Source organism: Dietzia alimentaria 72 (genome assembly GCF_000226215.1).
GTDB classification, from domain to species: Bacteria; Actinomycetota; Actinomycetes; order Mycobacteriales; family Mycobacteriaceae; genus Dietzia; species Dietzia alimentaria.
In genome coordinates, this window is record NZ_AGFF01000022.1 from 32,909 (window position 1) to 57,633 (window position 24,725).

27 protein-coding genes are annotated in these 24,725 nt (G+C 67.5%); 15 read left to right on the plus strand and 12 right to left on the minus strand.

Translation table 11 applies throughout. The annotated features are described in order from the left end of the window. Window positions 1-21: 21 nt before the first annotated feature. A complete protein-coding gene (locus ON04_RS09230; protein WP_050815313.1) occupies window positions 22-825 on the plus strand; it encodes an isoprenyl transferase in 804 nt (267 codons plus the stop codon). Beyond that, complete coding sequence (locus ON04_RS09235; RefSeq protein WP_010541325.1) at window positions 825-1,481, plus strand: MOSC domain-containing protein; 657 nt, start codon at window positions 825-827, stop codon at window positions 1,479-1,481. Before ON04_RS09230 ends, ON04_RS09235 begins: the two co-directional genes overlap by 1 nt. Before the next feature lie 11 nt (window positions 1,482-1,492). On the opposite strand, the gene ON04_RS17090 is transcribed toward ON04_RS09235, so the two are convergent. The 3 genes from ON04_RS17090 to ON04_RS09245 all read right to left on the minus strand — a co-directional run bounded on the left by ON04_RS17090 (window position 1,493) and on the right by ON04_RS09245 (window position 3,365). Continuing rightward, a complete protein-coding gene (locus ON04_RS17090) occupies window positions 1,493-1,786 on the minus strand; it encodes a PH domain-containing protein (protein WP_238529287.1) in 294 nt (97 codons plus the stop codon). Between the two features lie 101 nt (window positions 1,787-1,887). Beyond that, entirely contained in the window at window positions 1,888-2,880 is a 993-nt protein-coding gene (locus tag ON04_RS15755) for a PH domain-containing protein (protein WP_010541327.1), read from the minus strand. Then, entirely contained in the window at window positions 2,877-3,365 is a 489-nt protein-coding gene (locus ON04_RS09245) for a PH domain-containing protein (protein ID WP_029458110.1), read from the minus strand. Before ON04_RS09245 ends, ON04_RS15755 begins: the two co-directional genes overlap by 4 nt. A 37-nt stretch (window positions 3,366-3,402) precedes the next feature. Here ON04_RS09245 and ON04_RS09250 point away from each other — a divergent pair, with 37 nt between their 5' ends. After that, window positions 3,403-4,467: a tocopherol cyclase family protein gene (locus tag ON04_RS09250; protein ID WP_010541329.1), complete on the plus strand. Its 1,065-nt coding sequence runs from the start codon at window positions 3,403-3,405 to the stop codon at window positions 4,465-4,467. 108 nt (window positions 4,468-4,575) lie between these two features. Here the strand turns inward: ON04_RS09250 and coaA are convergent, their stop codons facing one another. Then, a complete protein-coding gene (coaA, locus tag ON04_RS09255) occupies window positions 4,576-5,508 on the minus strand; it encodes a type I pantothenate kinase (RefSeq protein ID WP_033444207.1) in 933 nt (310 codons plus the stop codon). 97 nt (window positions 5,509-5,605) lie between these two features. Between coaA and glyA the strand changes: the two genes are divergently transcribed. Both glyA and ON04_RS09265 read left to right on the plus strand, forming a co-directional pair. Then, entirely contained in the window at window positions 5,606-6,910 is a 1,305-nt protein-coding gene (glyA, locus tag ON04_RS09260) for a serine hydroxymethyltransferase (RefSeq protein WP_010541331.1), read from the plus strand. Between the two features lie 34 nt (window positions 6,911-6,944). Continuing rightward, window positions 6,945-7,667 (plus strand): LysR substrate-binding domain-containing protein, encoded by a 723-nt coding sequence (locus ON04_RS09265; protein WP_010541332.1) that lies wholly within the window; start codon window positions 6,945-6,947, stop codon window positions 7,665-7,667. Between the two features lie 25 nt (window positions 7,668-7,692). Here ON04_RS09265 and ON04_RS09270 read toward each other — a convergent pair whose 3' ends face one another. Further along, window positions 7,693-8,292, minus strand: coding sequence for a TetR/AcrR family transcriptional regulator (locus tag ON04_RS09270; RefSeq protein ID WP_010541333.1), 600 nt, complete (start codon window positions 8,290-8,292; stop codon window positions 7,693-7,695). A gap of 186 nt (window positions 8,293-8,478) precedes the next feature. Here ON04_RS09270 and ON04_RS09275 point away from each other — a divergent pair, with 186 nt between their 5' ends. The 3 genes from ON04_RS09275 (at window position 8,479) to ON04_RS09285 (ending at window position 11,975) form a co-directional block, all read left to right on the plus strand. After that, window positions 8,479-9,555 carry a phosphotransferase family protein gene (locus ON04_RS09275; protein WP_010541334.1) on the plus strand — a complete coding sequence of 359 codons (1,077 nt, stop codon included), beginning with the start codon at window positions 8,479-8,481 and terminating at the stop codon, window positions 9,553-9,555. Between the two features lie 5 nt (window positions 9,556-9,560). Beyond that, window positions 9,561-10,766 carry an acyl-CoA dehydrogenase family protein gene (locus ON04_RS09280; protein WP_010541335.1) on the plus strand — a complete coding sequence of 402 codons (1,206 nt, stop codon included), beginning with the start codon at window positions 9,561-9,563 and terminating at the stop codon, window positions 10,764-10,766. 66 nt (window positions 10,767-10,832) lie between these two features. Beyond that, window positions 10,833-11,975, plus strand: coding sequence for a thiolase family protein (locus tag ON04_RS09285; protein WP_010541336.1), 1,143 nt, complete (start codon window positions 10,833-10,835; stop codon window positions 11,973-11,975). 192 nt (window positions 11,976-12,167) lie between these two features. Here the strand turns inward: ON04_RS09285 and ON04_RS09290 are convergent, their stop codons facing one another. Continuing rightward, window positions 12,168-13,271 carry a zinc-binding dehydrogenase gene (locus tag ON04_RS09290; RefSeq protein WP_010541337.1) on the minus strand — a complete coding sequence of 368 codons (1,104 nt, stop codon included), beginning with the start codon at window positions 13,269-13,271 and terminating at the stop codon, window positions 12,168-12,170. Between the two features lie 32 nt (window positions 13,272-13,303). Here ON04_RS09290 and fabG point away from each other — a divergent pair, with 32 nt between their 5' ends. From fabG to ON04_RS15970, 4 genes are all read left to right on the plus strand, one after another. Then, entirely contained in the window at window positions 13,304-14,044 is a 741-nt protein-coding gene (gene fabG, locus ON04_RS09295) for a 3-oxoacyl-ACP reductase FabG (protein ID WP_010541338.1), read from the plus strand. An 11-nt stretch (window positions 14,045-14,055) separates the two neighbouring features. After that, window positions 14,056-14,529 carry a MaoC family dehydratase gene (locus ON04_RS09300; protein ID WP_010541339.1) on the plus strand — a complete coding sequence of 158 codons (474 nt, stop codon included), beginning with the start codon at window positions 14,056-14,058 and terminating at the stop codon, window positions 14,527-14,529. A gap of 104 nt (window positions 14,530-14,633) precedes the next feature. Next, window positions 14,634-15,989: a PhoH family protein gene (locus tag ON04_RS09305; protein WP_010541340.1), complete on the plus strand. Its 1,356-nt coding sequence runs from the start codon at window positions 14,634-14,636 to the stop codon at window positions 15,987-15,989. Window positions 15,990-16,083: 94 nt separating this feature from the next. Beyond that, the gene (locus ON04_RS15970) at window positions 16,084-16,650 is read left to right on the plus strand and encodes an LGFP repeat-containing protein (protein WP_010541341.1); all 567 of its coding nucleotides are present in this window, start codon (window positions 16,084-16,086) and stop codon (window positions 16,648-16,650) included. A 39-nt stretch (window positions 16,651-16,689) separates the two neighbouring features. Here the strand turns inward: ON04_RS15970 and ON04_RS09315 are convergent, their stop codons facing one another. Continuing rightward, a complete protein-coding gene (locus tag ON04_RS09315) occupies window positions 16,690-18,093 on the minus strand; it encodes a class II fumarate hydratase (protein WP_029458116.1) in 1,404 nt (467 codons plus the stop codon). A gap of 101 nt (window positions 18,094-18,194) precedes the next feature. On the opposite strand from ON04_RS09315, the gene ON04_RS09320 reads away from it, so the two are divergent. Then, window positions 18,195-19,292 (plus strand): IS630 family transposase, encoded by a 1,098-nt coding sequence (locus ON04_RS09320; RefSeq protein ID WP_081477160.1) that lies wholly within the window; start codon window positions 18,195-18,197, stop codon window positions 19,290-19,292. A gap of 170 nt (window positions 19,293-19,462) precedes the next feature. Here the strand turns inward: ON04_RS09320 and glpX are convergent, their stop codons facing one another. Continuing rightward, window positions 19,463-20,473: a class II fructose-bisphosphatase gene (gene glpX / locus ON04_RS09325; RefSeq protein ID WP_010541344.1), complete on the minus strand. Its 1,011-nt coding sequence runs from the start codon at window positions 20,471-20,473 to the stop codon at window positions 19,463-19,465. A 146-nt stretch (window positions 20,474-20,619) separates the two neighbouring features. Between glpX and ON04_RS09330 the strand changes: the two genes are divergently transcribed. After that, a complete protein-coding gene (locus ON04_RS09330) occupies window positions 20,620-21,180 on the plus strand; it encodes a DUF4245 domain-containing protein (RefSeq protein ID WP_010541345.1) in 561 nt (186 codons plus the stop codon). Window positions 21,181-21,203: 23 nt separating this feature from the next. Here ON04_RS09330 and ON04_RS09335 read toward each other — a convergent pair whose 3' ends face one another. The 3 genes from ON04_RS09335 to ON04_RS09345 are packed head-to-tail and all read right to left on the minus strand — an operon-like array spanning window position 21,204 to window position 23,133. After that, complete coding sequence (locus ON04_RS09335; RefSeq protein ID WP_010541346.1) at window positions 21,204-21,437, minus strand: exodeoxyribonuclease VII small subunit; 234 nt, start codon at window positions 21,435-21,437, stop codon at window positions 21,204-21,206. Next, a complete protein-coding gene (xseA, locus tag ON04_RS09340; protein WP_033444208.1) occupies window positions 21,437-22,744 on the minus strand; it encodes an exodeoxyribonuclease VII large subunit in 1,308 nt (435 codons plus the stop codon). Before xseA ends, ON04_RS09335 begins: the two co-directional genes overlap by 1 nt. Next, a complete protein-coding gene (locus ON04_RS09345; protein ID WP_010541348.1) occupies window positions 22,741-23,133 on the minus strand; it encodes a hypothetical protein in 393 nt (130 codons plus the stop codon). The genes xseA and ON04_RS09345 overlap by 4 nt, the downstream gene beginning before the upstream one ends. A gap of 73 nt (window positions 23,134-23,206) precedes the next feature. Between ON04_RS09345 and ON04_RS09350 the strand changes: the two genes are divergently transcribed. Then, window positions 23,207-24,184 carry a 4-hydroxy-3-methylbut-2-enyl diphosphate reductase gene (locus ON04_RS09350; protein ID WP_010541349.1) on the plus strand — a complete coding sequence of 326 codons (978 nt, stop codon included), beginning with the start codon at window positions 23,207-23,209 and terminating at the stop codon, window positions 24,182-24,184. A 42-nt stretch (window positions 24,185-24,226) separates the two neighbouring features. On the opposite strand, the gene ON04_RS09355 is transcribed toward ON04_RS09350, so the two are convergent. Then, on the minus strand, window positions 24,227-24,721 hold the full coding sequence (locus ON04_RS09355) for a DUF6542 domain-containing protein (protein ID WP_141564722.1): 495 nt from the start codon (window positions 24,719-24,721) through the stop codon (window positions 24,227-24,229). Window positions 24,722-24,725: the final 4 nt, after the last annotated feature.

The following is a 24,725-nucleotide window of genomic DNA, read 5'->3' on the forward strand; positions in this document are numbered from 1 at the left end:
ACTCGATCGGGTCAGGGGCACATGGGAGGTGGGGGCCGGGCGCGGTACTCTTTCCGCGTGGACCCCTCCTCACCCCTGTACTCGATCTACGAAGCGCGACTGCGCTCCTCGCTGGACGAGTCCAGGCTGCCCCGGCACATCGCCGTGATGGCGGACGGGAACCGCCGGTGGGCGCGGGAGGCCGGTTTCACGGACGTCGCGCACGGCTATCGCGCCGGTGCTGTGAAGATCGCCGAGTTGTTGGGCTGGTGTGACGAACTCGGCGTGGACGTGGCCACCATTTACCTGCTCAGTACGGAGAATCTGGGGCGCGACGCCGTCGAACTCGACGAGTTGTTGCAGGTCATCGCCGATGTTGTGGACGAGATTACCGCGCCCGGGAGGAACTGGGAGGTCCGGATCGTCGGGTGTCGGGAGATCCTGCCCGACTGGATGGCCGAGCGGCTGCGCGCCGCCGAGGAGGCCAGCCGAGGGCGGCACGGCGTCAAGGTGAACGTGGCGATCGGATACGGGGGTCGGCACGAGATCGCGGACGCCGCGCGGGACGTGGTGGCACAGCTCATCGCCGAGGGGTGCTCTGGCCAGGAACTGATCGACGGCATGACAGTGGAGGCCATCGGCGAGCACCTCTACACGTCCGGCCAGCCCGACCCCGACCTTGTCATCCGGACCTCCGGCGAGCAGCGACTGTCGGGATTCCTGCTATGGCAGAGCGCTTACTCCGAGATATGGTTCACCGAGGCCTACTGGCCCGAGTTCCGCCGCGTGGACTTTCTGCGCGCTATGCGCGACTACGGGGCGCGCAACCGCAGGTTCGGTCGCTGATGACGAGCGCGTTCGCCGTTCGCGCGGTGTGTGTGGTGGACCAGCTGCTGACCGTCCCCGGCCGCGTGGGCGTCTCGGGCATAGATAAGCGGCCGGTCGACGGCCCCGTCCAGGTGCGAGAGTACGGCCTCCACGGCGACGTCCAGGCTGATCGGAAGCACCACGGCGGGGTGTGGAAGGCCGTCTACCTGCTGTCGGATTCCGACGTCGAGCAGTGGGAACCCGAGTTCGGCGGACCCATCCCGCCCGGCTACTTCGGCGAGAACCTCCGTGTGACGGGAGTCGACACCTCACAGTTGCAGATCGGCACGATTCTCGAGGTGGGCAGCCTGCGGATGGAGATCACCGCGCCACGCATCCCGTGCCAGACTTTCGCGCATCGCGTCGGCAAACCGAAGTGGGTTCGTCGCTTCACCGAAGGTGGGCGGCCAGGGGCGTACGCGCGGGTCCTCGCCGCGGGGCCCGTCGAGGCGGGAGATGTGATCCGGGTGGTCGCCGTGCCCACGCACGGGGTCACCATCGGGCGGGTCTTTGCCGGGGTTGACGACGACGACGTCGGTCGCCTGCTCGACGAGTACGCGGTGGCCGATTTGGCGCCAAGTCTCGTGCGAAAGCTCGATCCCGCCACCGACGTACGCCCCGTCGACGCCGACTGACGGCGCCAGCTTCAGATAGCCAGGTGTTCCCAGACGACGCCGGCGGTCGCCCACACCCCGTGCGCCTCGGAGTCAGCGATGTCGGGCAGCCGGAACGCGCCGCTGCCGCCGGCGGAGGTCGCCACCAAGGTCCCCAGCCCGGCGCGACGCTGGAACGGGGTGCGGCGCACGTTCCAACCGAGGATCCCGTCGCGGATCAGCAGGTCGGTGCGACGCAGCAGAGAACCCTTGCGTACTGCGACTACGAGATCGCCAACGGCGTGGCCGAGCCCCCGGGAGTTGTCGATTGCAGCCCATGACGACACGGCACCGGTGACCGCGGCGACGGCGACCGGAATCCACCACAGCCACGGCCACACGAGTGCGGGCCCGCAGCGAGGTAGGAACCGGCGCGTCCGACACCGCCTCAGCTACGCGCACCGAAACCGCGCGAGGTGAGGCGGGCACGAGCGCGGGGCTCTGGTTGGTTTTTCCCTTGTCGTCGTTGCCGGCGCCCACGCCCACCGCCACCACGTCGAGCCGTGCGGCGCCCAGAGCGCGCAGGGCCGGCGGTTCGTGCAGGGTCACCCCGCGCACGCGGCGCCCGTCGAACGACGTGTGCCGGCCCACGATCAGTCCGCGTCGCATCTCCAGTGAGCCGTCCCCGTGGCGCTCGAGGCGCATGCCCCACCGGTTCTCCACGACCACTGCCGCCGTCACCACTCCGACCAGCAATACCGACGCCCGCTGCCCCGAGTAATATCGCCGCGAGTGGAAGGCTGTCGATCCGCTCCCAAATCCACGTCGCCGTCGCGGGCACCGCGTCGAACCAGTTCGCCACCTGCGCGAGCGCCCCGATCGCCGCGAGGCCGAGCAGCGGCGTGGTGATGCTCGCGGGGGCGTAGCGGATCCACCGTGGGTCCAGCCGCGCGATCTGCGAGGTGCCGCTCTCGGCATGGGTGGGCACCAGCCGGCGGCGCAGTTCCTCCGCTGCCTCGAGGTCCAGCGCGGCCAGGGTCAGCCGCGAGCCGTCCGTCTCGCCGCTGGCCAACCTGACGGTGGCAATGCCCATCCGCCGCTGCACAGGGTCAGCCGTGATCTCGACGTTGCGGACCCGGCCGGTCGACAGGCTCGTGGTGGTGCTGGACAGGAATCGGACGCGACGTTCTATGCGGTGGGCGTCCACACGGAAGGATGTGGCGGCGAGGCGGATGGTCTCCGAGACCGCGGTCGCGACGATGCCGAGGAGTACTCCGCCGATCGTCCACAAGACCACCCACCCGATCGCGAGTCCGCTGAGCAGCATCCCGATAGTCACCGGTATCGCGGCGGCGGCCAATGCCCCGGAGGTGAGCACCGTCGACGCGGCAACGGTGCGCCGGTCCAGGCGCGCCCACTCGTGGGGCGGAGGCGAGATCATGTCGCGTCCCGCTGATCGTCATGGGCGAGGAGGGTGAGGCTGTCGGCCATCTCCTCGGCGCGCGTGGCGTCGAGCGCACTGATTCGTACCGCGCCCTTCGACGAGGCGGTGGTGACCACAACGGTGGCCAGACCGAACTGGCGCTGCAGCGGGCCGCGGGTCTCGTCGATGGTCTGCACTCGTGACAGGGGGGCCGCGCGCCACTCTTCCCATAACAGGCCACTACAGCTGTAGATCGCGGTGTCGGTGGCCTCCCAACGGTGGATCGCCCATCGCACCCGCGGCACCACCACCAGCGCCGCCACGGTCAGTACAGTCCACGCGCCGGCGGCCAGCAGAAACCACGGACCGAGAAAAGGCGTCAGGACCGCCAGCAGGACGAGGGGCCCCGCCATCCACAGCGCAACCTGGGCGGCCCACCATTGCCGGCACCGGGGATCGACCCGTTCCCGAGGCGGGCGCAGACCGAGGTGCGATGTATTCACGCTCCCACCCTAGGTCGATTATGGGACGCTGAGCCGTATGGAAATCCTCCGGCGATACCGGGCTACCGGCGCAGACCTACCGTTCGGTGATCCACTGCGCGCACACGACGTCGCTATGGAGGGGTACTTCATGCGGGTCACCGACCGAGAGAACGGGCGCGTGATCATCGCACTGATCGGTGTAAATCGAGGTCCAGACGGGCATTGGGCCACGTTGGGGCTGGCTTCTGACCAGGTGGGGGAGCCGGGGCAGGTGGGAGCGGCGAACTCGTCGTCGTCATCACTTCGTCTGGCGGCCGCGCCCCACGGGTGGGCCGATCCCCACCGCATCGGCGCCCGCTCCGCCGAGCAGTTCGAGTACCGCGCTGACGGCGTCCACGTGGACATGGGCGAGGGCGCCCGCCTGCATGTGGACATAACTGAGCCGGTCCGATGGCCGCATCCGATAGTAGGTGGGTCCAGCATCTTCCAAGCCGTTCCCGCACTCAATCAGTACTGGCACCCGTGGCTGCTCGGCGGGCGCGCCTCCGGGTGGGCCGAACTCGACGGACAGTGGTGGGAGTTCGACGCCGCCGAGGTGTACGGCGAGAAGAACTGGGGCGCCGAAGGCTTCCCCGACTCGTGGTGGTGGGGCCAGGCACAGGCCTTCTCCCAGCCGGACACCTGCGTCGCCTTTGCTGGCGGCCAGATTCACTCCGGGCCGCTGCGCACCGAGGTCACAGCGCTGGTCGTGCGGCTCCCGGACGGCCGAGTGGTCCGGCTGGGCAACCCGGTTGTCTCGCCTGTTCGTGCCGAGGTGACCGATGAGAGCTGGGAATTCGACGGCCGCGGCTACGGGTGGAGGATCAGGGTGAGTGGTCGGTCGCCGCTCGACCGGGCGCACGTGCTGCCGGTGCCGCTGCCGTCGCAGAAACGAAACTCGGCCGGATCGATCGAGCACCTCGCCGGAGAACTCGACGTGGAGGTCTGGCGGCACGGGCGGCTGGTCTGGGCCGATCACAGTTCGCTGGCAGCGCTCGAGCACGGCGGATTGGCGCGCGCGGAAGCGGAACTGCGGCGGCGCGGGGTGCCCGAGGGGGAGACGGGAGCGCCTCCGCGGTAGGCCGTGCGCTCGGGGCAACGCCGCGAAGAGGAAATCGCCTGCGTCGACCGAGTCGAAGTGTCCGAAACACTCTGCGCGGTGGGGGAGGCAGGCTGGGAAGTTCGCGCGTCAGATCTTGCGCAGGCGCAGGCGCTGAATCGAGTGGTCAGAGTTCTTGCGCAGGACCAGCGTGGCGCGCGGCCGCGTGGGCAGGATGTTCTCCACCAGGTTCGGCCGGTTGATCGAGGTCCAGATCTCGCGCGCGGCCAACCGCGCGGCCTGGTCCGAGAGGTCGGCGTAGTGCGCGAAGTGAGACCCGGGGTTGGAGAAAGAGGTGCTGCGTAGCTCGAGGAATCGCTCGACGTACCAGTTCTCGATGTCCTCGATGCGGGCGTCCACGTACAGCGAGAAGTCGAACAGGTCCGAGACCATGAGTCGCGGGCCGGTCTGCAGCACGTTCAGCCCCTCCACAATGAGGATGTCGGGACGGCGCACCTCTATGTGCTCATTGGGCACGATGTCGTACTTGGTGTGTGAGTAGACGGGCGCCCGGACCAGCGGGGCACCGGACTTGACCTCGGTGACGAACCGCAGCAGGGCCCGGCGATCATAGGACTCGGGGTAGCCCTTGCGGTGCATAAGGCCGCGACGTTCGAGTTCGCGGTTCGGGAGGAGGAAGCCGTCGGTGGTGATGAGGTCCACCCGGGGGTGGGAATCCCAGCGGGTGAGCAGTGCGCGCAGCACACGGGCTGAGGTGGACTTGCCCACCGCGACCGAACCGGCCACCCCGATCACGAACGGCATGGGGGCGTCGGAAGCCTCCCCGAGGAACAGATTGGTGGACTGGAACAGGCGCTGCCTGGCCGAGACCTGGAGATGGATTAGTCGGCTGAGCGGCAGGTAGATCTCTGCGATCTCGTCGAGGTCGAGGTGCTCACCCAGCCCGCGCATCCCCTCGAGGTCCTGCTCGGTGAGCACCATCGGCATAGCACTGCGAAGTCGACGCCAACTCCGGCGGTCGAACTCCACGTACGGCGTGTAGTCGCCGGCATGTCTGCTCACGACTTGTGATTGTGGCAGGTCTCCACGCGGGACGCGGGCCCAGGGGGTCGTGGCACTAGACTGACGACGACGACGAGCCCACGCGCAAGGAGCAAAGATGACCGACCCGAACACCGACGTGTTCTCCGCCTCTCTGGCCGAGCTTGACCCCGAGGTCGCCGAGGCGATGTCCGGTGAGCTCGCACGGCAGCGAGACACGCTCGAGATGATCGCGTCAGAGAACTTCGTTCCGCGCTCGGTCCTCCAGGCGCAGGGCTCCGTGCTCACCAACAAGTACGCCGAGGGCTACCCGGGCCGGCGCTACTACGGCGGCTGCGAGCACGTTGACGTGGTCGAAAACCTCGCGCGTGACCGTGCCAAGGAGGTCTTCGGCGCCAAGTACGCCAACGTCCAGCCGCACGCCGGCGCCCAGGCCAACGCCGCCGTACTCATGGCGCTCGCGGCGCCGGGCTCCAAGATCATGGGCCTGTCACTGGCCCACGGTGGGCACCTCACTCACGGTATGAAGCTGAACTTCTCCGGGCAGCTGTACGAGGTCGCGGCCTACGAGGTGGACCCCGAGACGATGCTGATCAACATGGACACCGTCCGCGAGATGGCGCTGGCGGAGAAGCCGGACGTCATCATCGCGGGGTGGTCGGCCTACCCCCGGACTCTGGATTTCCAGAAGTTCCGCGAGATCGCCGACGAGGTGGGTGCCAAGCTGTGGGTGGACATGGCCCACTTTGCCGGACTGGTGGCCGCCGGCCTGCACCCGAGCCCCGTGCCGTACGCGGATGTCGTGTCCACCACCGTGCACAAGACGCTCGGTGGGCCGCGATCGGGCATGATCCTCACCAACGACCTCGAGCTGTTCAAGAAGCTCAATTCGACGGTGTTCCCCGGCCAGCAGGGTGGGCCGCTGATGCACGCGATCGCCGCCAAGGCCACGGCGATGAAGATCGCCGGGACCGAACAGTTCCGTCAGCGCCAGCAGCGCACAATCGAGGGCGCGAAGATCCTCGCCGAGCGGCTGACCGCACAAGACTGCAAGGATGCCGGAGTCTCGGTCCTCACCGGGGGTACCGACGTGCATCTGGTCTTGGCTGACCTGCGCGACTCCGAGCTCGACGGCCAGCAGGCCGAGGATCTTCTCCACGAGGTCGGCATCACCGTGAACCGCAACGCGGTTCCGTTTGACCCGCGTCCACCGATGGTGACCTCCGGCCTGCGAATCGGCACCCCGGCTCTGGCTACCCGTGGATTTGATGCCGAGGACTTCCGTGAGGTCGCGGACATCATCGGCACGGCGCTGGCCGCCGGCAAGGGTGCGGACGTCACCGCTCTGCGCGCACGCGTGTCCGCGCTGGCCGCGTCGAAGCCGCTCTATGAGGGCCTTGAGGACTGGAAGATCCTCGGCTGAGTACGCGAGGTAAACGACAGACAGGCGGGGGCCGGTGACCAACGAGAACGGGGGCATCGGCCCCCGCCTGCGCGTGGGCTACGTGCCCGGCGTGCAACCCGACAAGTGGCTGACCCGATGGCGTGAGCGTCATCCAGACATCCCGGTCACCGCGCGGCGTGTGGGGGATCCGCGGGCGGAGCTCGCACAGGCACCCGGAGATGACGGCTTCGATGTGATCTTCCTCCGCGAGGCCGATGACGCCCCGCGGTCGGCGCCGCTCGGCCTGCTCCGGGTGCCGCTCTACACCGAGACGATGGCCGTGCTTGCCGAGAAGGACCATGAACTCGGCGCGTTCGACTCGGTGAGCGCCGCCGATCTGGCAGGGGAGCGGTGGCTCGAGAAGATCGATGCGATCTCGGCGACGCCGGACGAGGTGGCCGCGGCTGTGGATCTGGTGGCTGCGGGAGTCGGCCTTCTGGTGTTGCCGATGCCCTACGCGCGCTCGCTCAGCCGTCGCGACGTCGTGGAGAGGGCGATCGAGGGCGTCCCCGCCACGCGGATGGGCGTGGCCTGGTCGCCTGCACGCGAGGGCGAGGACATGATCGACGACTTCGTGGGCATCGTTCGCGGCAGGTCGGCCACCAGTACACGCGGTGGGTCCGAGCCGCCCGCCGAGAAGCGCACGGCCAAGGAGAAGACTGCGGCCAAGGCCCTGGCCCGGGCGGCCGCAGGACAGCGGTCCGGACCTGCCAAGCGCGGTAAGAAGCGGCGCTGAGACCGGGGCGCATCGGTTCGCCGGCCTAGCCCTGGGCGGCGCCCACCATGCCGCGCGCGAACTCCAGGTGGCGGGCCACCACCTCGTCGGACGACAGTGGCCCGTCGGGTCGGTACCAGGACGCGATGGACACACACAGCGAGGCGATCGCGCGCGCGGCGTCCCGGGGGTGGCGGCACGCGAAGTCCCCTGACTTCACGCCCGCACTGATCGCGTCCTGGAGCATCGTCTGCTGGGCGTCCCGCTGGGAGATGTGATGCGCCCGTACGTCCGGATCCATGCTGCGCATCTCGGTGGAGGCCACAAAAGCGTGGTCGCGCCTGGCCATGTGGAAGCGGGCGAGGCATTCGACAACGTTCGCGAAGCGCTGGGCCGGGGAGTCACCGGCGTCCTCTGCGGCTACAGCGGTGTGTGTCAGCATCTCGGCCATCGTCGAGTCCACTATCGCCGCGAGAAGCGCCTGCTTGGACCTGTAGTGGTGGTAGAGGCCGGGTACGGACAACCCCGCAGCCTCGGCGATCGACCGTATGGACGCGCCGTGATAGCCGTGCCGGGCAAAGACGTCGAGGGCAGCCCTCAGTGGTGGTGTCAGACCGTCCGGGCCGAACTCGCGCCAATCCTTCATCGGTCCGCTTTCCATCGGTGGTCGAGCCCTCGGTCCCGAACGTTTGACACCGGATGTGGTGTGAATAACACTATGGCACACCGAACGATCGCTCGGTCGGGCAGAATGATCGCCGGGGACACGAGGTGCCACAACCAGCCGCCCGACCCCGGTACGTCCCGTTCACCGACCGCGAGGACCGAGCTCATGAACACCTCCAAAGAAGAGCCTGCAGGCCTGCCCGTCGACGAGTTGCTGCGTCCGGACGTGGTGGGCCCCCGAATAGTCGAGGCCACCGGGGACCGGGCCTGGGCGGACTTTGAGGCCGAACTCATCGCGGGCGGCAAGTCCAACCTCACCTTCACTCTTCGTTCGGACGCCGGCGAGTTGATCCTTCGGCGACCGCCAACTGGTGAGCTGCTTCCGAGCGCGCACGACATGGGTCGTGAGGCCCGTATCCAGCTCGGCCTGGCGGACACCGACGTGCCCGTGGCGCGGGTGGTGCTCAATGAAACCACCGGCGACGACCTGGGAGTTCCCTACTACGTCATGGAGAAAGTGGTCGGACACATCATCCGGGACGAACTGCCCGCGGGCTTCGCCGAGGGTGACGACGACAAGGCGGCCATGGCTGACGCGCAGATCGACGCTTTGGTCGCACTCCATGCGGTCGATCAGAACGCGGTGGGCCTGGGTGAACTCGGACGCCCGGAGGGCTACCTGGAGCGCCAACTCCGACGCTGGCTAGGCCAGTCGGAGAAGTCCAGTGCCTCAGTCCGCTCGGAGCGCCTGCCCGACCTGGCGGCTCGTCTCGGGGAGAGCATGCCCACCTCGCCGTCGTCGCGGATCATTCACGGTGATTACCGCCTCGACAACTACGTGGTGGACCCGAACGATCCGGGTCGGATCCTGGCGATCCTCGACTGGGAACTGTCCACACTCGGCGATCCCGTCGCCGACCTCGCGCAGACGGTTCTGTACTGGGGCGACCCGGAGGGGCCGAGCGTCCCTCTGGTCCCCGGTATCACCACCGAGGCCGGCTGGCCCGGGCCGCAGAGGCTGATCGATCGCTACTGCACTGCGACCGGCACGGACCCGTCGTACATGCCCTGGTACCTCGCGTTTGCCACCTTCAAGTTCGCCGCGATCGCCCAGGGGGTGGCCACCCGCTCCGAGTCCGGAGACATGGCCGGGCAGGACTTCGGCGACATCGGCCCGCAGCTCCGCGAGCTGGTGGACCACGGTCACTCGATCCTCGACGCCGCCGACCCTTTACAGGAGTAAAGACAATGGAATTCGCTCACAGCCAGCGCAGCCTCGAGCTGCAGGAGAACATGTGGGACTTCATGCGGGGGCATGTGTTCCCGGCTGAGCCGGTGTGGTCCGAGTACCTGCGGGTGCACGGCGAGAACGAACACCCGCCGATCATGGAGGAGCTCAAGGCCGAGGCGCGCCGCCGCGGACTGTGGAACTTGTTCCTTCCCGAATGGTCTGGTCTTTCCAACCTCGAATTTGCCGCGGTGTCCGAGATCTCGGGCTGGTCGCCTGTCATCGCGCCCGAGGCGATCAATTCCCAGGCTCCGGACACCGGGAACATGGAGACCTTCCACCTCTTCGGCACCGATGAGCAGAAGGCGGCGTACCTCGAGCCACTCAAGGAGGGCAGGATCCGCTCGGCGTACGCGATGACCGAGCCCGATGTGGCCTCGTCGGATGCCACCAACGTCCAGACGGTCATCCGGCGTGAGGGTGACGAGTACGTGATCAACGGCCGGAAGTGGTGGATCACGGGCGTGGCCGACGCGCGCTGCGAGATCCTCATCGTCATGGGCAAGACGGATGAGTCCGCCAAGACCCACCGCCAACAATCCATGGTTCTGGTACCCCGCGACACCCCCGGCCTGACCATCGAGCGCAATCTGCCCCTGTTCGGTTACCAGGACCAGCACGGCCACTGCGAGCTGGTGTTCAAAGACGTGCGCGTTCCGCGCGAGAATCTGCTCGGCGAGGAGGGGGCCGGATTCGCAATCGCCCAGGCGCGACTCGGTCCCGGCCGCATCCACCACGCCATGCGTGCGATCGGCATGGCCGAGCGGGCCTTGGCGCTGATGGTGGATCGCGCCAAGTCGCGTCACGCGTTCGGTGGCTACCTTTCCGACCAGGGAGTGGTGCAGGAACACATCGCCAACTCGCGGATCGAGATCGACCAGGCGCGCCTGCAGGTTCAGCACTGTGCCTGGATGATCGACACCGTTGGTGCCAAGGAGGCGCGCTTCGAGATCTCGGCCATCAAGGTGATCGCCCCGCAGGTCGCCTGCTCGGTGGTTGACCGGGCTATTGAGATCTTCGGCGGCGCCGGGGTCTCGGATGACACCCCACTCGCGTACTTCTACGCATGGGCGCGGGCACTGCGGATCGTGGACGGTCCCGATGCCGTGCATCGTCGCACCATCGCGCGCGGCGAATTGCGTCGCACACCGCCGTACATCGGCTGATACTAGGATGTTCGACCACTAGGCCGGGACCGGTCGGTGACCACTTCAGCTACAGGAGACCAGCACATGGGTGCAGTAATCGTGGAAGCCGTGCGCAGCGCGGTCGGCAAGCGCAAGGGCGGATTGGCGGGGGTGCACCCGGCCGACCTGTCGGCGGCAGTGCTCAATGGCCTCGTCGAGCGCGCTGGCATCGACCCGGCGGTCGTCGAGGACGTGATCTGGGGCAGCGTCACCCAGGCAGGCGAGCAGGCCGGCGACATCGCCCGGACCGCCGTGCTGTCCGCGGGCTGGCCGGAATCGGTTGCCGGAGTGACGATTGACCGGCAGTGCGGCTCCTCCCAGCAGGCGCTGAGCTTCGCCGTAGCCGTGATCGAGTCCGGCTACCACGACGTGGTGGTGGCCGGCGGCGTCGAGTCCATGACCCGGGTGCCGATGGGGTCGCATGTCTCGCGAGAGTCTTTTCCCTACGGCGAGAAGTACATGGAACGCTATAACGGCATCGCGCCCAACCAGGGAGTGGGAGCGGAGATGATCGCCGAGCGCTGGGGCTTCACCCGGACGCAACTCGACGAGTTCGCCGTGGCCTCGCACGAGAAGGCCGCCGCCGCGCAGGACGCAGGCTTCTTCGCCGGCCACATCGTGCCGGTCGACACCCCGGAGGGCGTCTTCGACACCGACCAGGGCATCCGCCGCGGAAGCACCGTCGAGGCGCTGGCGGCGCTCAAGACCCCGTTCAAGGAGGACGGCGTGGTCTCCGCCGGCAACGCCTCCCAGATCTCCGACGGCTCCGCGGTCATACTGGTGATGAGTGAGGAGGCAGCCGCCAAGTACGGCTGCACCCCGATCGCGCGCGTGCACACCGCAACACTCGCCGGTGATGACCCGGTCATCATGCTCACCGCGCCCATCCCGGCCACCGCCAAGGCGCTAGAGCGGTCGAGCCTGACCGTCGACGACATCGGCGCGTTCGAGGTCAACGAGGCCTTCGCCTCCGTGCCGCTGGCATGGCTCGCCGAGACCGGCGCCGACCCGGCCAAGGTCAACCCGAACGGCGGCGCGATCGCTCTCGGACACCCGCTCGGCGGTTCGGGTGCCCGCATCATGGCGGACATGATTCATCACATGAAGGCTGAAGGCATCAAGTACGGCCTACAGACGATGTGCGAGGGCGGCGGCCAGGCCAACGCCACCATCATCGAACTGCTCTGATTCGCAGGCATCTCGGGGATTTCCGGGGCGTGTCCGGGCTCGGCGCCACAGTCGATGCACTCCCGCTCCCGCCGCCGCGGTTGCGCGGTTGCATCGACAGTGGCATTTGTAGGGCAGGCGTACAGGCGCGGGTGCGGATGCCGGGGCGGGGGTGCCGGGGCGCGGGCGTGGACCCGGGCCGGGATCGGGCTGCTAGGCGCCGGTCAGGACCACCGCGCGGCCGAGGATCTCGCCGCGATCGAGGGCTGCGTAGGTGTCCGGGGCATCGGCGAGCGTCACCGTCCGAGAGATCACCCCTCCCAGGTCCAGCTTCCCGGCTGCCAGCAGGCGGATCAGCGCGGGCACGTCACGGCGGGCGCAGGCACCGTAGGAACCTTTGATCTGGATCTTGCGCCGGACGATGCGCGCGAGGTCCACGTCGAGGCTGGTGCCCGCGGGTGGGATGCCGACGACGACAACACGTCCGCCCTCGCGGACGATCTCCACTGCCTGACGGGTCGTGACCGCGGACCCGAGGGCCTCGAACACCACGTCGGCCCCGCGACCGCCCGTGATCTCCGCGATCGCCTCGGCGACGTCCGCCTGAGTCGAATTCACAGTGTGCGTGGCACCCATCCGGCGAGCGAGTTCGAGCTTGTCGTCGTCGACATCGATCGCGATGACAGACTCGGCACCGCTCACGGCAGCGAGCTGGACGATGTTCTGGCCCACGCCCCCCACCGCCACGACCGCGACTGATTCGCCGGTTCGCACATCGCCGACGTTCCGGACCGCGCCGTACGCCGTGAAGAGCGAGCAGCCGAGGATGGCGGAGTGGGTCAGGTCGAGATGATCGGGGAGGGCGAATACGGCCGTGGCCGGGGTGACGCTGTATTCGGCGAGGCCGCCCATCGAATACATGGACAGCGGCTCGCCGGAGTGACGATGAAGGCGGGACTCGCCGTCATAGAGCGTGCCGCGCAGACGGTTGAACTCGAAGAACGTGGAGCAGATATCCTCCATGCCACGCGCGCAGTTCTCGCAGTGGCCGCACGGCATGATGAACGAGCCCACCACGCGGTCGCCCTGTCGGACGTTGGTGACGCCGGCGCCCACCTCGGCCACGATCCCGGAGATCTCGTGACCGAGAACGCCCGGAAGCGGGAAACCGACCTCGCCCTTCATCACGTGCAGATCCGTGTGGCAGACACCGCACGCGTGGTTGTGGACCAACACTTCTCCGGCCCGCGGTCGGGGAATCGGGATGTCCTCGATCTGAAGTGGTGTTCCGGTCTCGACACATACCGCAGCCTTCATGGTGGGGACTGTACCCAGCCTAGGGTGAAGTGATGGAGCTACTCGAGGGAAAAACCGCGGTGGTCACCGGCGGTGCACGGGGCATCGGACTGGAGATCGCCCGGACGTTCATCGACGCGGGAGCACGCGTGGTCGTGGGCGACATCGACGATCTGGCCGGCGTCGCCGCAGTAAATGAGCTCGGCGGCGAGGACAAAGCCCGCTACGTCCGCTGCGACGTCCGGGACGGCGCCGCGATCGAGGCGATGATCGACACCGCGGAGGAGACGTTCGGGCCGCTCGGGGTGTTTGTCAACAACGCGGGCGTCACGCGCGACGCCACCATGCGGAAGATGACCGAGGAGCAGTTCGACGACATCATCGCGATCCACCTCAAGGGCACCTGGAACGGCACCCGCGCGGCCGCCGGGCGGATGCGAGGTCACGGAGGCGGCGCAATCGTCAACATCTCGTCGATATCCGGCAAGGTCGGACTGGTGGGACAGACCAACTATTCCGCCGCCAAGGCCGGCATCGTGGGGCTGACCAAAGCCGCCGCAAAGGAAGTCGCCTTTGCCGGTGTCAGGGTGAACGCCGTGCAGCCCGGTCTCATCCGAACAGCCATGACGTTGGCGATGCCGCAGCACGTGTGGGACGAGAAGATGGCCGAGATCCCCATGGGACGGGCCGCGGAACCCGCCGAGGTGGCGCAGGTCGTGCTGTTCCTCGCCAGCGAGATGTCCAGTTACATGACCGGGACGGTCCTGGAGATCACGGGCGGGCGACACATTTGAGGAGGACTAGCATGATCGTGTTCGACGGGCTGGAACAGATCGAGGCCGCGATCGGCACCCACATCGGTTTTAGCGAGTGGATGGAGATCACGCAGGAACGGGTGGACGCCTTTGCCGACGCCACCGGGGACCATCAGTGGATCCACGTCGATCCGGTCAGGGCCGCTGACGGGCCGTACGGCCATACGATCGCCCACGGCTACCTGACGCTGTCACTGCTGCCGGTGCTCTGCGCCCAGGTGATGGACATTCGTGGTTTCACGATGATGATCAACTACGGCCTCGAAAGGGTTCGTTTTCCCGCAGCCGTGCCCGTCCGCTCCAGAATTCGGGCAGGGATCGAACTCACCTCGCTGCAACAAAAGTCCTCCGGCGTGCAGCTCACCAGTGTGGTGACCGTGGAGATCGAGGGCGGTGACCGGCCTGCTCTCGTCGCGGAAACCGTTCGTTTGATGGTCGAGCCACAGAAATTTGTTCGGACTTAACTACAACGATGTGATTCGGGCGTAGCGTCACGATCAACGGCCGGTGGGGAAGCCGGCCGGTCCACCCCAACCCGCCCGCGGGTGCCGCGGGACAGGAGCGCGCCGTGACCGACACCGTACGTACCTACGTCCTCGACACCTCGGTTCTGCTGTCCGACCCGTGGGCCGCCACCCGCTTCGCTGAACATCGCGTAGTCCTGCCCATCGCGGTGATCAGCGAGCTGGAGGACAAGCGCAACCACCCCGAGCTCGGCTATTTCGCGCGGGAGGCCCTGCGTCTGCTTGAGGAACTTCGCTTGCGGAACGGCCGGCTCGACGGCGACATGATCGTCACCGACGCGGGTGGCACCCTTCGTGTGGAGCTCAACCACACCGACCAGATGGTCCTGCCTCCCGGCTTCCGCAACACCGGAAACGACTCCAGGATCCTCGCCTGCGCACTCAACCTCCGCGAAGAGGGAGTCGAGGCAGTCCTCGTGTCCAAGGATGTTCCGCTGCGCGTCAAGGCCGGCTCCGTCGGCCTACCCGCTGACGAGTACCACGCCCAGGACGTCGTTCTCACCGGGTACAGCGGCATCACCGACTTGTCCGCCAGCCAGGACCTGGTGGACACCCTGTTCTCTGACGGCGGAGCGTCGCCACTGGCCGCCCGCGCTGCAGGGGTCGACGACACGGCCCCCGTCCACTGCGGCATCCGCGTGCAGACCGAATCCTCTTCCGCCCTGGCCCGCGTCACCGACAACGGCGGTCTGAAACTCGTCCGCGGCGACGTGGAGGTGTTCGGACTGCGCGGCCGATCCGCCGAGCAGCGCATCGCGATCGACTGTCTGCTCGACGAATCAATCGGAATCGTCTCCCTGGGAGGTCGCGCCGGCACCGGTAAGTCGGCGCTCGCCCTGTGCGCGGGACTGGAGTCGGTGCTCGAGCGTCGTCGTCACCGCAAGATCGTGGTGTTCCGCCCCCTTTACGCCGTGGGCGGCCAGGAACTGGGGTACCTACCCGGCGGTGAGTCCGAGAAGATGTCGCCCTGGGCGCAGGCCGTGTTCGACACGCTGGAGGGGCTGGTCAGTGAGAACGTGATTGACGAGGTGATGGACCGCGACATCCTCGAGGTTTTGCCGCTGACGCACATCCGCGGTCGGAGCCTGCACGATTCTTTTGTGATCGTCGACGAGGCCCAGTCCCTCGAACGCAACGTCCTGCTGACCGTTCTGTCCCGCCTGGGCACCGGCTCCCGGGTCGTGCTCACCCACGACGTCGCCCAGCGCGATAATCTCCGCGTCGGGCGTCACGACGGTATCCAGGCCGTGGTGGAGAAGCTCAAGGGCCACCCGCTGTTCGCGCACGTGACTCTCAGCCGATCCGAGCGTTCGGCGATCGCGGAACTCGTCACCACGATGTTGGAGGAATTCCACCCCGACGGCACCTCGGGCGAACTGCGCCGGATCCACGCCGCCTGACGGGACCTGCTCCCTGAGTGGCCTGATCCTGTGCAAAGATCGGCTCGGCCGATACCCGCCCCGGTCGCTTCTGCCGCACTCGAAAGGTCCGCCCATGTCCCGTCGCTCTTTTCTGGTACTGGCACTCCCGATAGTCACCGCGTGCGCTCTGGTGATGGGCGGGTGCGGTGAGCAGGTTCCCGGAGGAATGCCGGAGGCGGGTTCGGAGCCCACCTTGGCGACGGAGAACGGGTCTACCGGCGACGCTGCGGCCGGGGATGCCGGCACCGACGGAGCCGCGGAAGGTGATCCGGCCGACCCGATCGTCGTCAAGATCGGAGAGGAGGAGTTCGCGACCAACATGGCGATCTACCGCCGCTATAACGACGCCAAGGACACCCCGCTCGCGTTGCAGGCGCCGCTGGCGTCCGCCGAGGAGATCGTCGGCGGCACGAAGCAGGACTACACCGCTGGCACGGTTTACTGGTCACCCGAGACCGGCGCATGGATCGTCCGCGGTCAGATACACGCCACCTACCTCGACAACGGTGGTCCCGCCGGGGCCCTGGGATGGCCGGTCGGCGACGAGACCGTCGACGGCGAGGTGATCCTCTCGGACTTCCAGAACGGGCAGATCCGACTGGAGAACCAGGCGATCCGAGTGGTCGAGTACCCCCGATAGCCCGGCCGACCGGACAGGCGGTGCGGCCGGGCTGCGATGTCAGCGATCGCGGTCGAGGCCGGCCATCCCCAATACATCGAGACGACGATCCAGCTCCTCCTCGCTGAGCGGATCCGGAACGAAGCCCAACGCGATGACCGCCTCTCGGATCGTGATCTCCTCCGCCAGGGCGTGCTTGGCCACGCGTGCGGCTTCTTCGTAGCCGATCGCCGAGTTCAGCGGCGTGACGATCGAGGGGGAAGACTCGGCGAGGCGGCGCATGCGGTCCGCGTCCGGCTCGATCCCGTCGATGCAGCGCTCGGCGAAGAGCGTGGAGGAATTCGCGAGGATCCGGACGGACTCGAGGACGTTGCGGGCCATCACCGGGATCGCTGTATTGAGTTCAAAGGCGCCGCTCGCGCCGGCCCAGGCAACAGCCGCGTCGTTGCCCACGACCTGGGCGGCGACCTGCGCGACCGTCTCGCACAGCACCGGGTTGACCTTGCCGGGCATGATCGACGACCCCGGCTGCAAGTCGGGGAGGTGAACCTCGGAGAGCCCCGTCATCGGCCCCGAGCCCATCCACCGGATGTCGTTGGCGATCTTGGTCAGGGATACGGCGACGGTCCGGAGAGCACCGGACAGTTCGACCAGACCATCACGGGCGGACTGTGCCTCGAACGGGTCCGCCGCGAGAACCAGCTCCTCGAGGCCGGTGAGCGAGCGCAGTTCCTCCACCACGGCGGAGCCGAAGCCGTCCGGGGCGTTGAGTCCGGTACCGGCAGCGGTTCCGCCGATCGGCAGCTCGCCGACCCGGGGCAGCGTTCCGCAGACGCGCTCGAGGCTCGCACGGATCTGGCGGGCGTATCCGCCGAACTCCTGCCCCAGCGTCACGGGGACAGCGTCCATCAGGTGGGTGCGTCCTGGCTTGACCACCTCGCGCCACTGCTCCGCCTTCTTCTCGAAGGACTGCGCGAGGGTCGTGAGGGCAGGGACGAGATCGGCAACGACGACCTCGGTGGCCGCGACATGGGTGGCGGTGGGGAATGTGTCGTTGGACGACTGGGACATGTTGACGTCGTCGTTGGGGTGTACGGTCACGCCCTCGGCAGCGCAGAGCGAGGCGATGACCTCATTGGCGTTCATGTTGGAGCTGGTGCCCGAGCCGGTCTGGAAGACATCCACCGGAAAGTGCTCGTCCAGCTCGCCCTCCGCGATTCGGCCGGCGGCGGCGACGATGGCGTCGACCTTCTGCTGATCCAGCAAGCCGAGTCGGCCATTAACGGTGGCGCACGCGGATTTGAGCAGACCGAGCGCGCGGATTTGCGCCCGCTCGAGACCACTGCCGGAGACCGGGAAGTTCTCCACGGCGCGCTGCGTCTGTGCTCGCCAGAGGGCGTCGACGGGCACCCGGACCTCGCCCATTGTGTCGTGTTCGATTCGGAATTCACTCTGATCTGCCATGTCGCCAGAGTAGGCGCGACCGACGCGATCTGCAGGGGACCGTGGAACTAGTGTCGTGCGTGTGAAGTAGTTTTACAGTTGGGTTTGTGAAATCATGGGGCATGGCGAATCGACCTGCCCCGGCATTGATGTTGCGTCCCGGCGATCGCGAGAAGCTTGAGAGAATGACGCGCTCGCAGTCGATGTCGGCAGGCATGGTGCAGCGAGCACGCATCGTGCTGCTGGCTTCGGAGGGCCGGCGCAATGCGGAGATCGCCGAGTTGGCCGGGGCGTCGCGGCCGAAGGTGAACCTCTGGCGGTCCAGGTACGAGGACAAGGGCATCGGGGGCCTGGCTGATGAGAAGCGTTCTGGTCGGCCGCGCACGATCGATCACGCGGAGATCGTGACGGCGACCTTGATGCCGCCGCCGAAGTCTCTGGGCGTGACCCACTGGTCGTCGCGGCTGCTGGCGACACGGTTGAAGGTCTCGGCCTCGACGGTGGTCACGGCGTGGCGTGCCTACGGGATCAAGCCGTGGCGCTCGGAGTCGTTCCGGTTCTCCACCGATCCTGAGCTGGTCGGCAAAGTCACCGACATCTGCGGCCTGTACCTGGCGCCGCCGGAGAACGCGATCGTGTTGTGCGTGGATGAGAAGTCCCAGATCCAGGCACTGGATCGTACTCAGCCGATCTTGCCGATGCAGCCCGGCCTGATCGAGCGGCGCAGCCACGACTACGTCCGGCACGGCACCAGCACCCTGTTCGCGGCGCTGGACATCGCCACCGGTCAGGTCACTGCCGCACTCAAACCGCGGCATCGCAACCAAGAGTTCCTGGCGTTCCTGAAGCAGATCGAGCGGGCGTACCGTCATGTCGTCGATGCCGACGGTCAGCCAGTTGAGCTGCACCTGGTGATGGACAACTACGCCGCCCACAAGCACGCAAACGTTAAGGCCTGGCTGGCCGAAAATCCCCGGTTCAAGGTCCACTTCACACCCACCCACGCGTCGTGGATGAACCTGGTCGAGGTGTGGTTCGGCATCGTCGAACGCCAGGCCATCCGCCGTGGGGTCTTTACATCCGTCAAGGACCTCAACGCGAAGATCCGCGCCTTCATCGACGGCTGGAACCACCGATCCCACCCCTTCGTCTGGACGAAAACCGCCGACGAAGTCCTCAAGAAAGCCAACCGTAAGAAGACTTCAAATGCGGACCACTAGCACGCATTCGCCTCGCCCAGAAGCCCCGCGCCATGAACTCCCGCGACCGCCGGCGCGGGTGCGGGGGTTCATCAACGGCGGCGGATTCCGTCTCGATGTACAGGCGCGGGAGCGGATGTATACGAGTGCGGGTGCGGATGCCCGTGGTGGCCTGCGTGGGGCGTGCTGGGTTAGTCGGCCGAGTCGTCCTGGCCGTAGTTCACCGCAGAGAACTCACGGAGCTTCTCCATCTTGTGGCGGCCCTCGACGTGGCGAACGGTGCCCGACTTGGAGCGCATGATCAGCGAGCGGGTGATGGCGCCGTTCGCGCGGTAGCTGACGCCGCGGACCATGTCGCCGTTGGTGATGCCGGTGGCGGCGAAGAAGCAGTTGTCGCCCTTCACCAGGTCGTCGTTGGAGAGGATCGCGTCCACGTCCAGTCCGGCGTCGATGGCCTTCTGCCGCTCGGCGTCGTCCTGCGGCCACAGCTGTCCCTGGATCTCGCCGCCCATGCACTTCATAGCGCAGGCCACGATGATGCCCTCCGGAGTGCCGCCGATGCCCATCAGCATGTCAACCGAGCTGCCGTCGGTGGCGGTGGCGACCGCGCCCGCGACGTCGCCATCCATGATCAGACGGACCTTTGCCCCCGCGGCGCGGATCTCGGCGATCAGCTCGTCGTGTCGGGGCCGGTCGAGAACGCACACGGTCAGGTCGCCCACGTTGATGTTCTTGGCCTCGGCCACGGAACGGATGTTCCACTCGGTGGACTTGGAGAGGTCGATCTTGCCGACAGCATCCGGGCCCACGGCGATCTTGCGCATGTAGAACACCGCCGACGGGTCGAACATCGCGCCTCGTTCCGCCACCGCGATCACGGCGATGGAGTTGGGGCGGCCCTCCGCCATCAGGCGGGTCCCGTCGATCGGGTCCACGGCCACGTCCACAGCGGGTCCGGAGCCGGTACCGACCTTCTCGCCGTTGTAGAGCATGGGCGCCTCGTCCTTCTCACCCTCGCCGATCACCACGACGCCGTCCATCGCGACGGTCGAGATGAGCTGACGCATGGCATCGACCGCAGCGCCGTCTCCGCCGTTCTTGTCGCCCCGACCCACCCAGCGGCCGGCCGCTAGAGCCGCGGCCTCGGTCACGCGGACCAGCTCCATGGCGAGATTTCGATCAGGGCGCTTGGTGTCAGACATGTGGCGTCGGGCTCCTCGGATTAGCTCCGCGACCGACGGTGCGGGCGCGGTTCGGCTGTGGTGGTCGACACTCATTCTTCCACGTCGGGGGGACAGCGGTAGACCGAGCGTCGTGCGCGTCCCGGCGGGCTGGGATACTCACAGTCATGGCCGAGGCGAAACCGAGAATCCTGCAGGGCAACCGCGACATGTTCTGGTCCGTGGTGGTGCTCATGGTGATCTGCGGAATATTCGCCGGCGTCGCCGGGCAGTGCACCTTCAGCCCCGCCGGGCCCGAGCAGGGCCCTATCCCGGACTTCGACGCCCGGGCGTCGCTCGAACAGGACGCACGCAGCCTGCCGTTTCCCATCCGATCTCCGGAGGTACCCGAGGACTGGACCTCTAACTCGGGCCGCGTCCAGGGCTTTGCTGGCACCTCCTCCAGCCACGTCGGCTGGGTGACGGCCGAGCGTAGCTATGTGGAACTTGTGCAGTCTGACGCCCCCGAGGACGCGTTCCGGTCGCTGAACTCCGGGCCGCGTCCCGACCGCACGATGGTCCCGGTGTCCGGCCGTGAGTGGGCGGTCCTCAAGGGTGACGATGTTCGACCCGTGTGGGTCCTCGACATGGACGGGGTGCGGGTGGCCATCACCGGCTCGGCACCGACGTCGGATTTCGAAGCCCTCGCCAGCGCCGTGCAGGACACGGAGCCGCTGCCTACGAAGTGATCTCCCGGGCGGCGGCGGGCGAATCACTGACGGCTGTCGTCACCCTCGCCGTCGTCGCCCAGCACCGCGTCGATGCGCGCCCGGGCTCCGTCGAGATGCTCAGTACACCGCGCGGCAAGCTCCTCTCCCCGCTCCCACAACGCCAGCGAGGAGTCCAGGTCCTGCCCGCCGGCCTCGAGAATACGAACCACCTCGATCAACTCGTCACGGGCCTTCTCATAGCCCAGCTCTGAGACGGGGATCTGCTCGTCGGACATCAGGACTGCTCCTCAGGGGTTACGGATTCGGTGGTCTCGGGTGGAGAGTTCTTGCGGCCGGCGGCAGGAGTCGATCCGAGCACCGCTGCGGACAGCGCGCCGTCGGAGACCCGGATACGCAGCTGCGAACCGGGCGGGGCGTCCGCGATCGTGGAGACCACCCGGCCGTCGTTGGGGCCCGCCACCGACTGGACGACCGCGTACCCACGGGCGAGGGTGGCCGCAGGGCCGAGCGTGGTCAACCGCGCCGACAGGTGACCAAGAGACGTGGACTCGGACTCGACGATGCGGGTGATGTCGCGACGGGCCGCGCGCAGGGCTTCGGCCACGATCTCGGCACGAGAATCGACGATCCCGTGGGGGTTCGACATGGCCGGTCGCGACTGCACGGCCGCGAGCTGATTGCGCTCGCGATCGACCCAGGCACGCAGGGCCCGGGCGGTACGCGATCGCGCCTCGACGATGCGACGACGTTCCTCCGCCACGTCCGGTACGACACGCTTGGCCGCGTCTGTCGGTGTAGCGGCGCGAAGGTCCGCGACGAGGTCGGACAACGGGGAGTCGGGCTCGTGCCCGATCGCGCTGACCACCGGAGTGCGGCAGCGTGAGATGGCGCGGATCAAGGCCTCGTCGGAAAAGGGGAGGAGGTCCTCGACGGACCCTCCGCCGCGGGCGAGGATGATGACGTCGACGAGGGGGTCGGCGTCTAATTCGGACAGCGCATCGAGTATCTGCGGCACGGCGGACGGACCCTGGACCGGGGTGTTGCGCACAGCGAACCGCACATCCGGCCATCGCCCTCGGGCCACCTCGACCACGTCGCGTTCTGCGGCACTGGCACGCCCCGTGATGAGTCCGACGCAGTCGGGCAAGAAGGGCAGCGGACGCTTCAGTCGTGGATCGAACAGACCTTCAGCGGATAACGCCTGCTTGAGGCGCTCGATACGGGCCAGGAGTTCGCCCACGCCCACCGGACGGATCTCCGAGACCTGCAGCGAGAACGACCCACGTCCGGTGTAGAAGCGGGGCGTGCCGCGAATCACCACACGGCTGCCCTCGGTGACCGGCACCGGCGCCTCCGAGATGAGCCGGGGCGGGCAGGTGAGGGTCAGCGAGTTGTCGACAGACGGGTCGCGGAGGGTGAGGAACGCGGTGCGCGTCCCCGGGCGCAGACTGAGCTGCGTGATCTGGCCCTCCACCCAGACCGCCCCGAGGCGGTGGATCCAGGCCGCGATCTGATCCGAGACCACCCTGACCGGCCACGGTTCCTCCGGGCTGCTGGGGGTCGCGCGTGAACCGGAGCTCACGAGTCGCGGCGGGTGATGCGCCCGGTCGGGACGTCTGCCTGCTCCGCCCCCGAGGTGCGGCCGCGACCCGAGGCCGTGCCGTACACCCGGTAGGAGACATCCAGGACCTCGTCGGAGTCCGTCTCGTCCTCGTCGAACGTCGCCCATTCCGGCTGATCCGCCCTCGCCGGGAACACGGACGCGATGACCGCGTCTCCGCGGACGGCGAAATCGGTGAGGGCCTGGCCAGCGTGCAGGTAGGACTGCACGAATCCGCCGGCGAGACGAACCGGGACGCCGGGCAACGACGAGACGGCCTCGGCCACGCGGCCTGGCATCGAGGCCACGTTCTCGACCGCGGTGGCGGCGAGCCCGATGGATGCTCGGGTGAGAAGGAAGGGTCGGAGCATGGGGGACCTCTCTGCCGGGGGGCCTGAACGAGGCGTAATGGTCGAAATCCAGTATGGACCGTACCCTGGGAGTATGACCGAGCAGACCGACATGAGCGCCGAACCGGCAACCAAGCGCGTACTACTCGCCGAACCGCGTGGCTACTGTGCCGGCGTCGACCGGGCCGTCGAGACCGTCGAGAAGGCACTGGAAAAGCACGGTGCGCCGCTGTACATGCGCAAGGAGATCGTCCACAACAAGCATGTGGTGGAGCAGTTCACCGACCGTGGCGTGATCTTTGTGGACGAGACCGACGAGGTCCCGCGCGGGGCCAATCTTGTGTTCTCCGCGCACGGCGTCTCGCCCGCCGTCCGGCAGAGCGCCAAAGACCTGGACCTCACGACGTTCGACGCCACCTGTCCGCTGGTGACCAAGGTGCACACCGAGGTCAAGAGGTTTGCCCGTGAGGGCTACCAGATTCTGCTGGTAGGCCATGAGGGCCACGAGGAGGTCGAGGGCACAGCGGGTGAGGCCCCCGAAGTGGTGACCCTGGTGGACGGCCCCGACTCCGTCGACGATCTTGACGTACCCGTGGACACCGAGAAGCTGATCTGGCTCTCTCAGACCACACTGAGCGTGGACGAGACCATGGAGACGGTCCGCCGTCTCAAGGAGAAGTACCCCACGCTTATCGATCCGCCGTCGGACGACATCTGTTACGCCACGCAGAACCGTCAGAGCGCGGTCAAGGCCATGGCGCCGCAGTGCGACCTGGTCATAGTGGTGGGTTCGAGGAACTCGTCCAACTCCGTCCGCCTGGTCGAGGTGGCGTTGAAGGCCGGTGCCTCCGCTTCGCACCTGGTGGACTACGCCAAGGACGTGGACCCCGCGTGGTTCGAAGGCGTCACCACGATCGGCGTGACCTCGGGTGCCTCGGTGCCCGAGATCCTGGTGCGCGGTGTCGTGGACCTGTTGGCAGAGCACGGCTACGGTCATGTCGACACCGTGCGTACCGCGGAGGAGACCATTACGTTCTCGCTGCCCCGCGAGCTGCGGATCACCCCGAAGTAGTCAGCGAGGACGAGAAGTCCACAAGCGCCCCGGCAGCCCGCCTCAACGACGGGCGTGAGCCGGGGCGCTTCGCTGTACGCGGGGACGCTGGGCCGTCCGCGACACGCGCGGCTCCAACACGAGTGCCCGAATGAGCGCCACCGCGACCACCGTGATGGTCGTGGTAATCATCAGCGGAAAGCGCGTGGCCAGCGGCAACGCGATCGAGATGACCTGCGAACGGGAGAACAATTCGGCCCCCGCGTTCATGCCCGCGATCACGTGGACCAACGGCACCAGCAGTGCCATGATGATGGGCGGCTGGACGGCGGCCACGAATACCGCGCGCCTCGACACCGCCAGCACCGATAGCAGACAGCCGAGGAAGAACGCGATCGTGAATCCGGCTCCCAGGCCACTGCCCAGCGAATCGAGAGCCACGCCCGTCAGCGACACAGCGACTGCGAGCAGCACGGCTGTCCACGCGGGCAATCCGCGCATCGACGGCAGCACGGACTTCTCGTCTGCGGGTACCCGTCCACTCCTGCGTGTGCTCACGGGA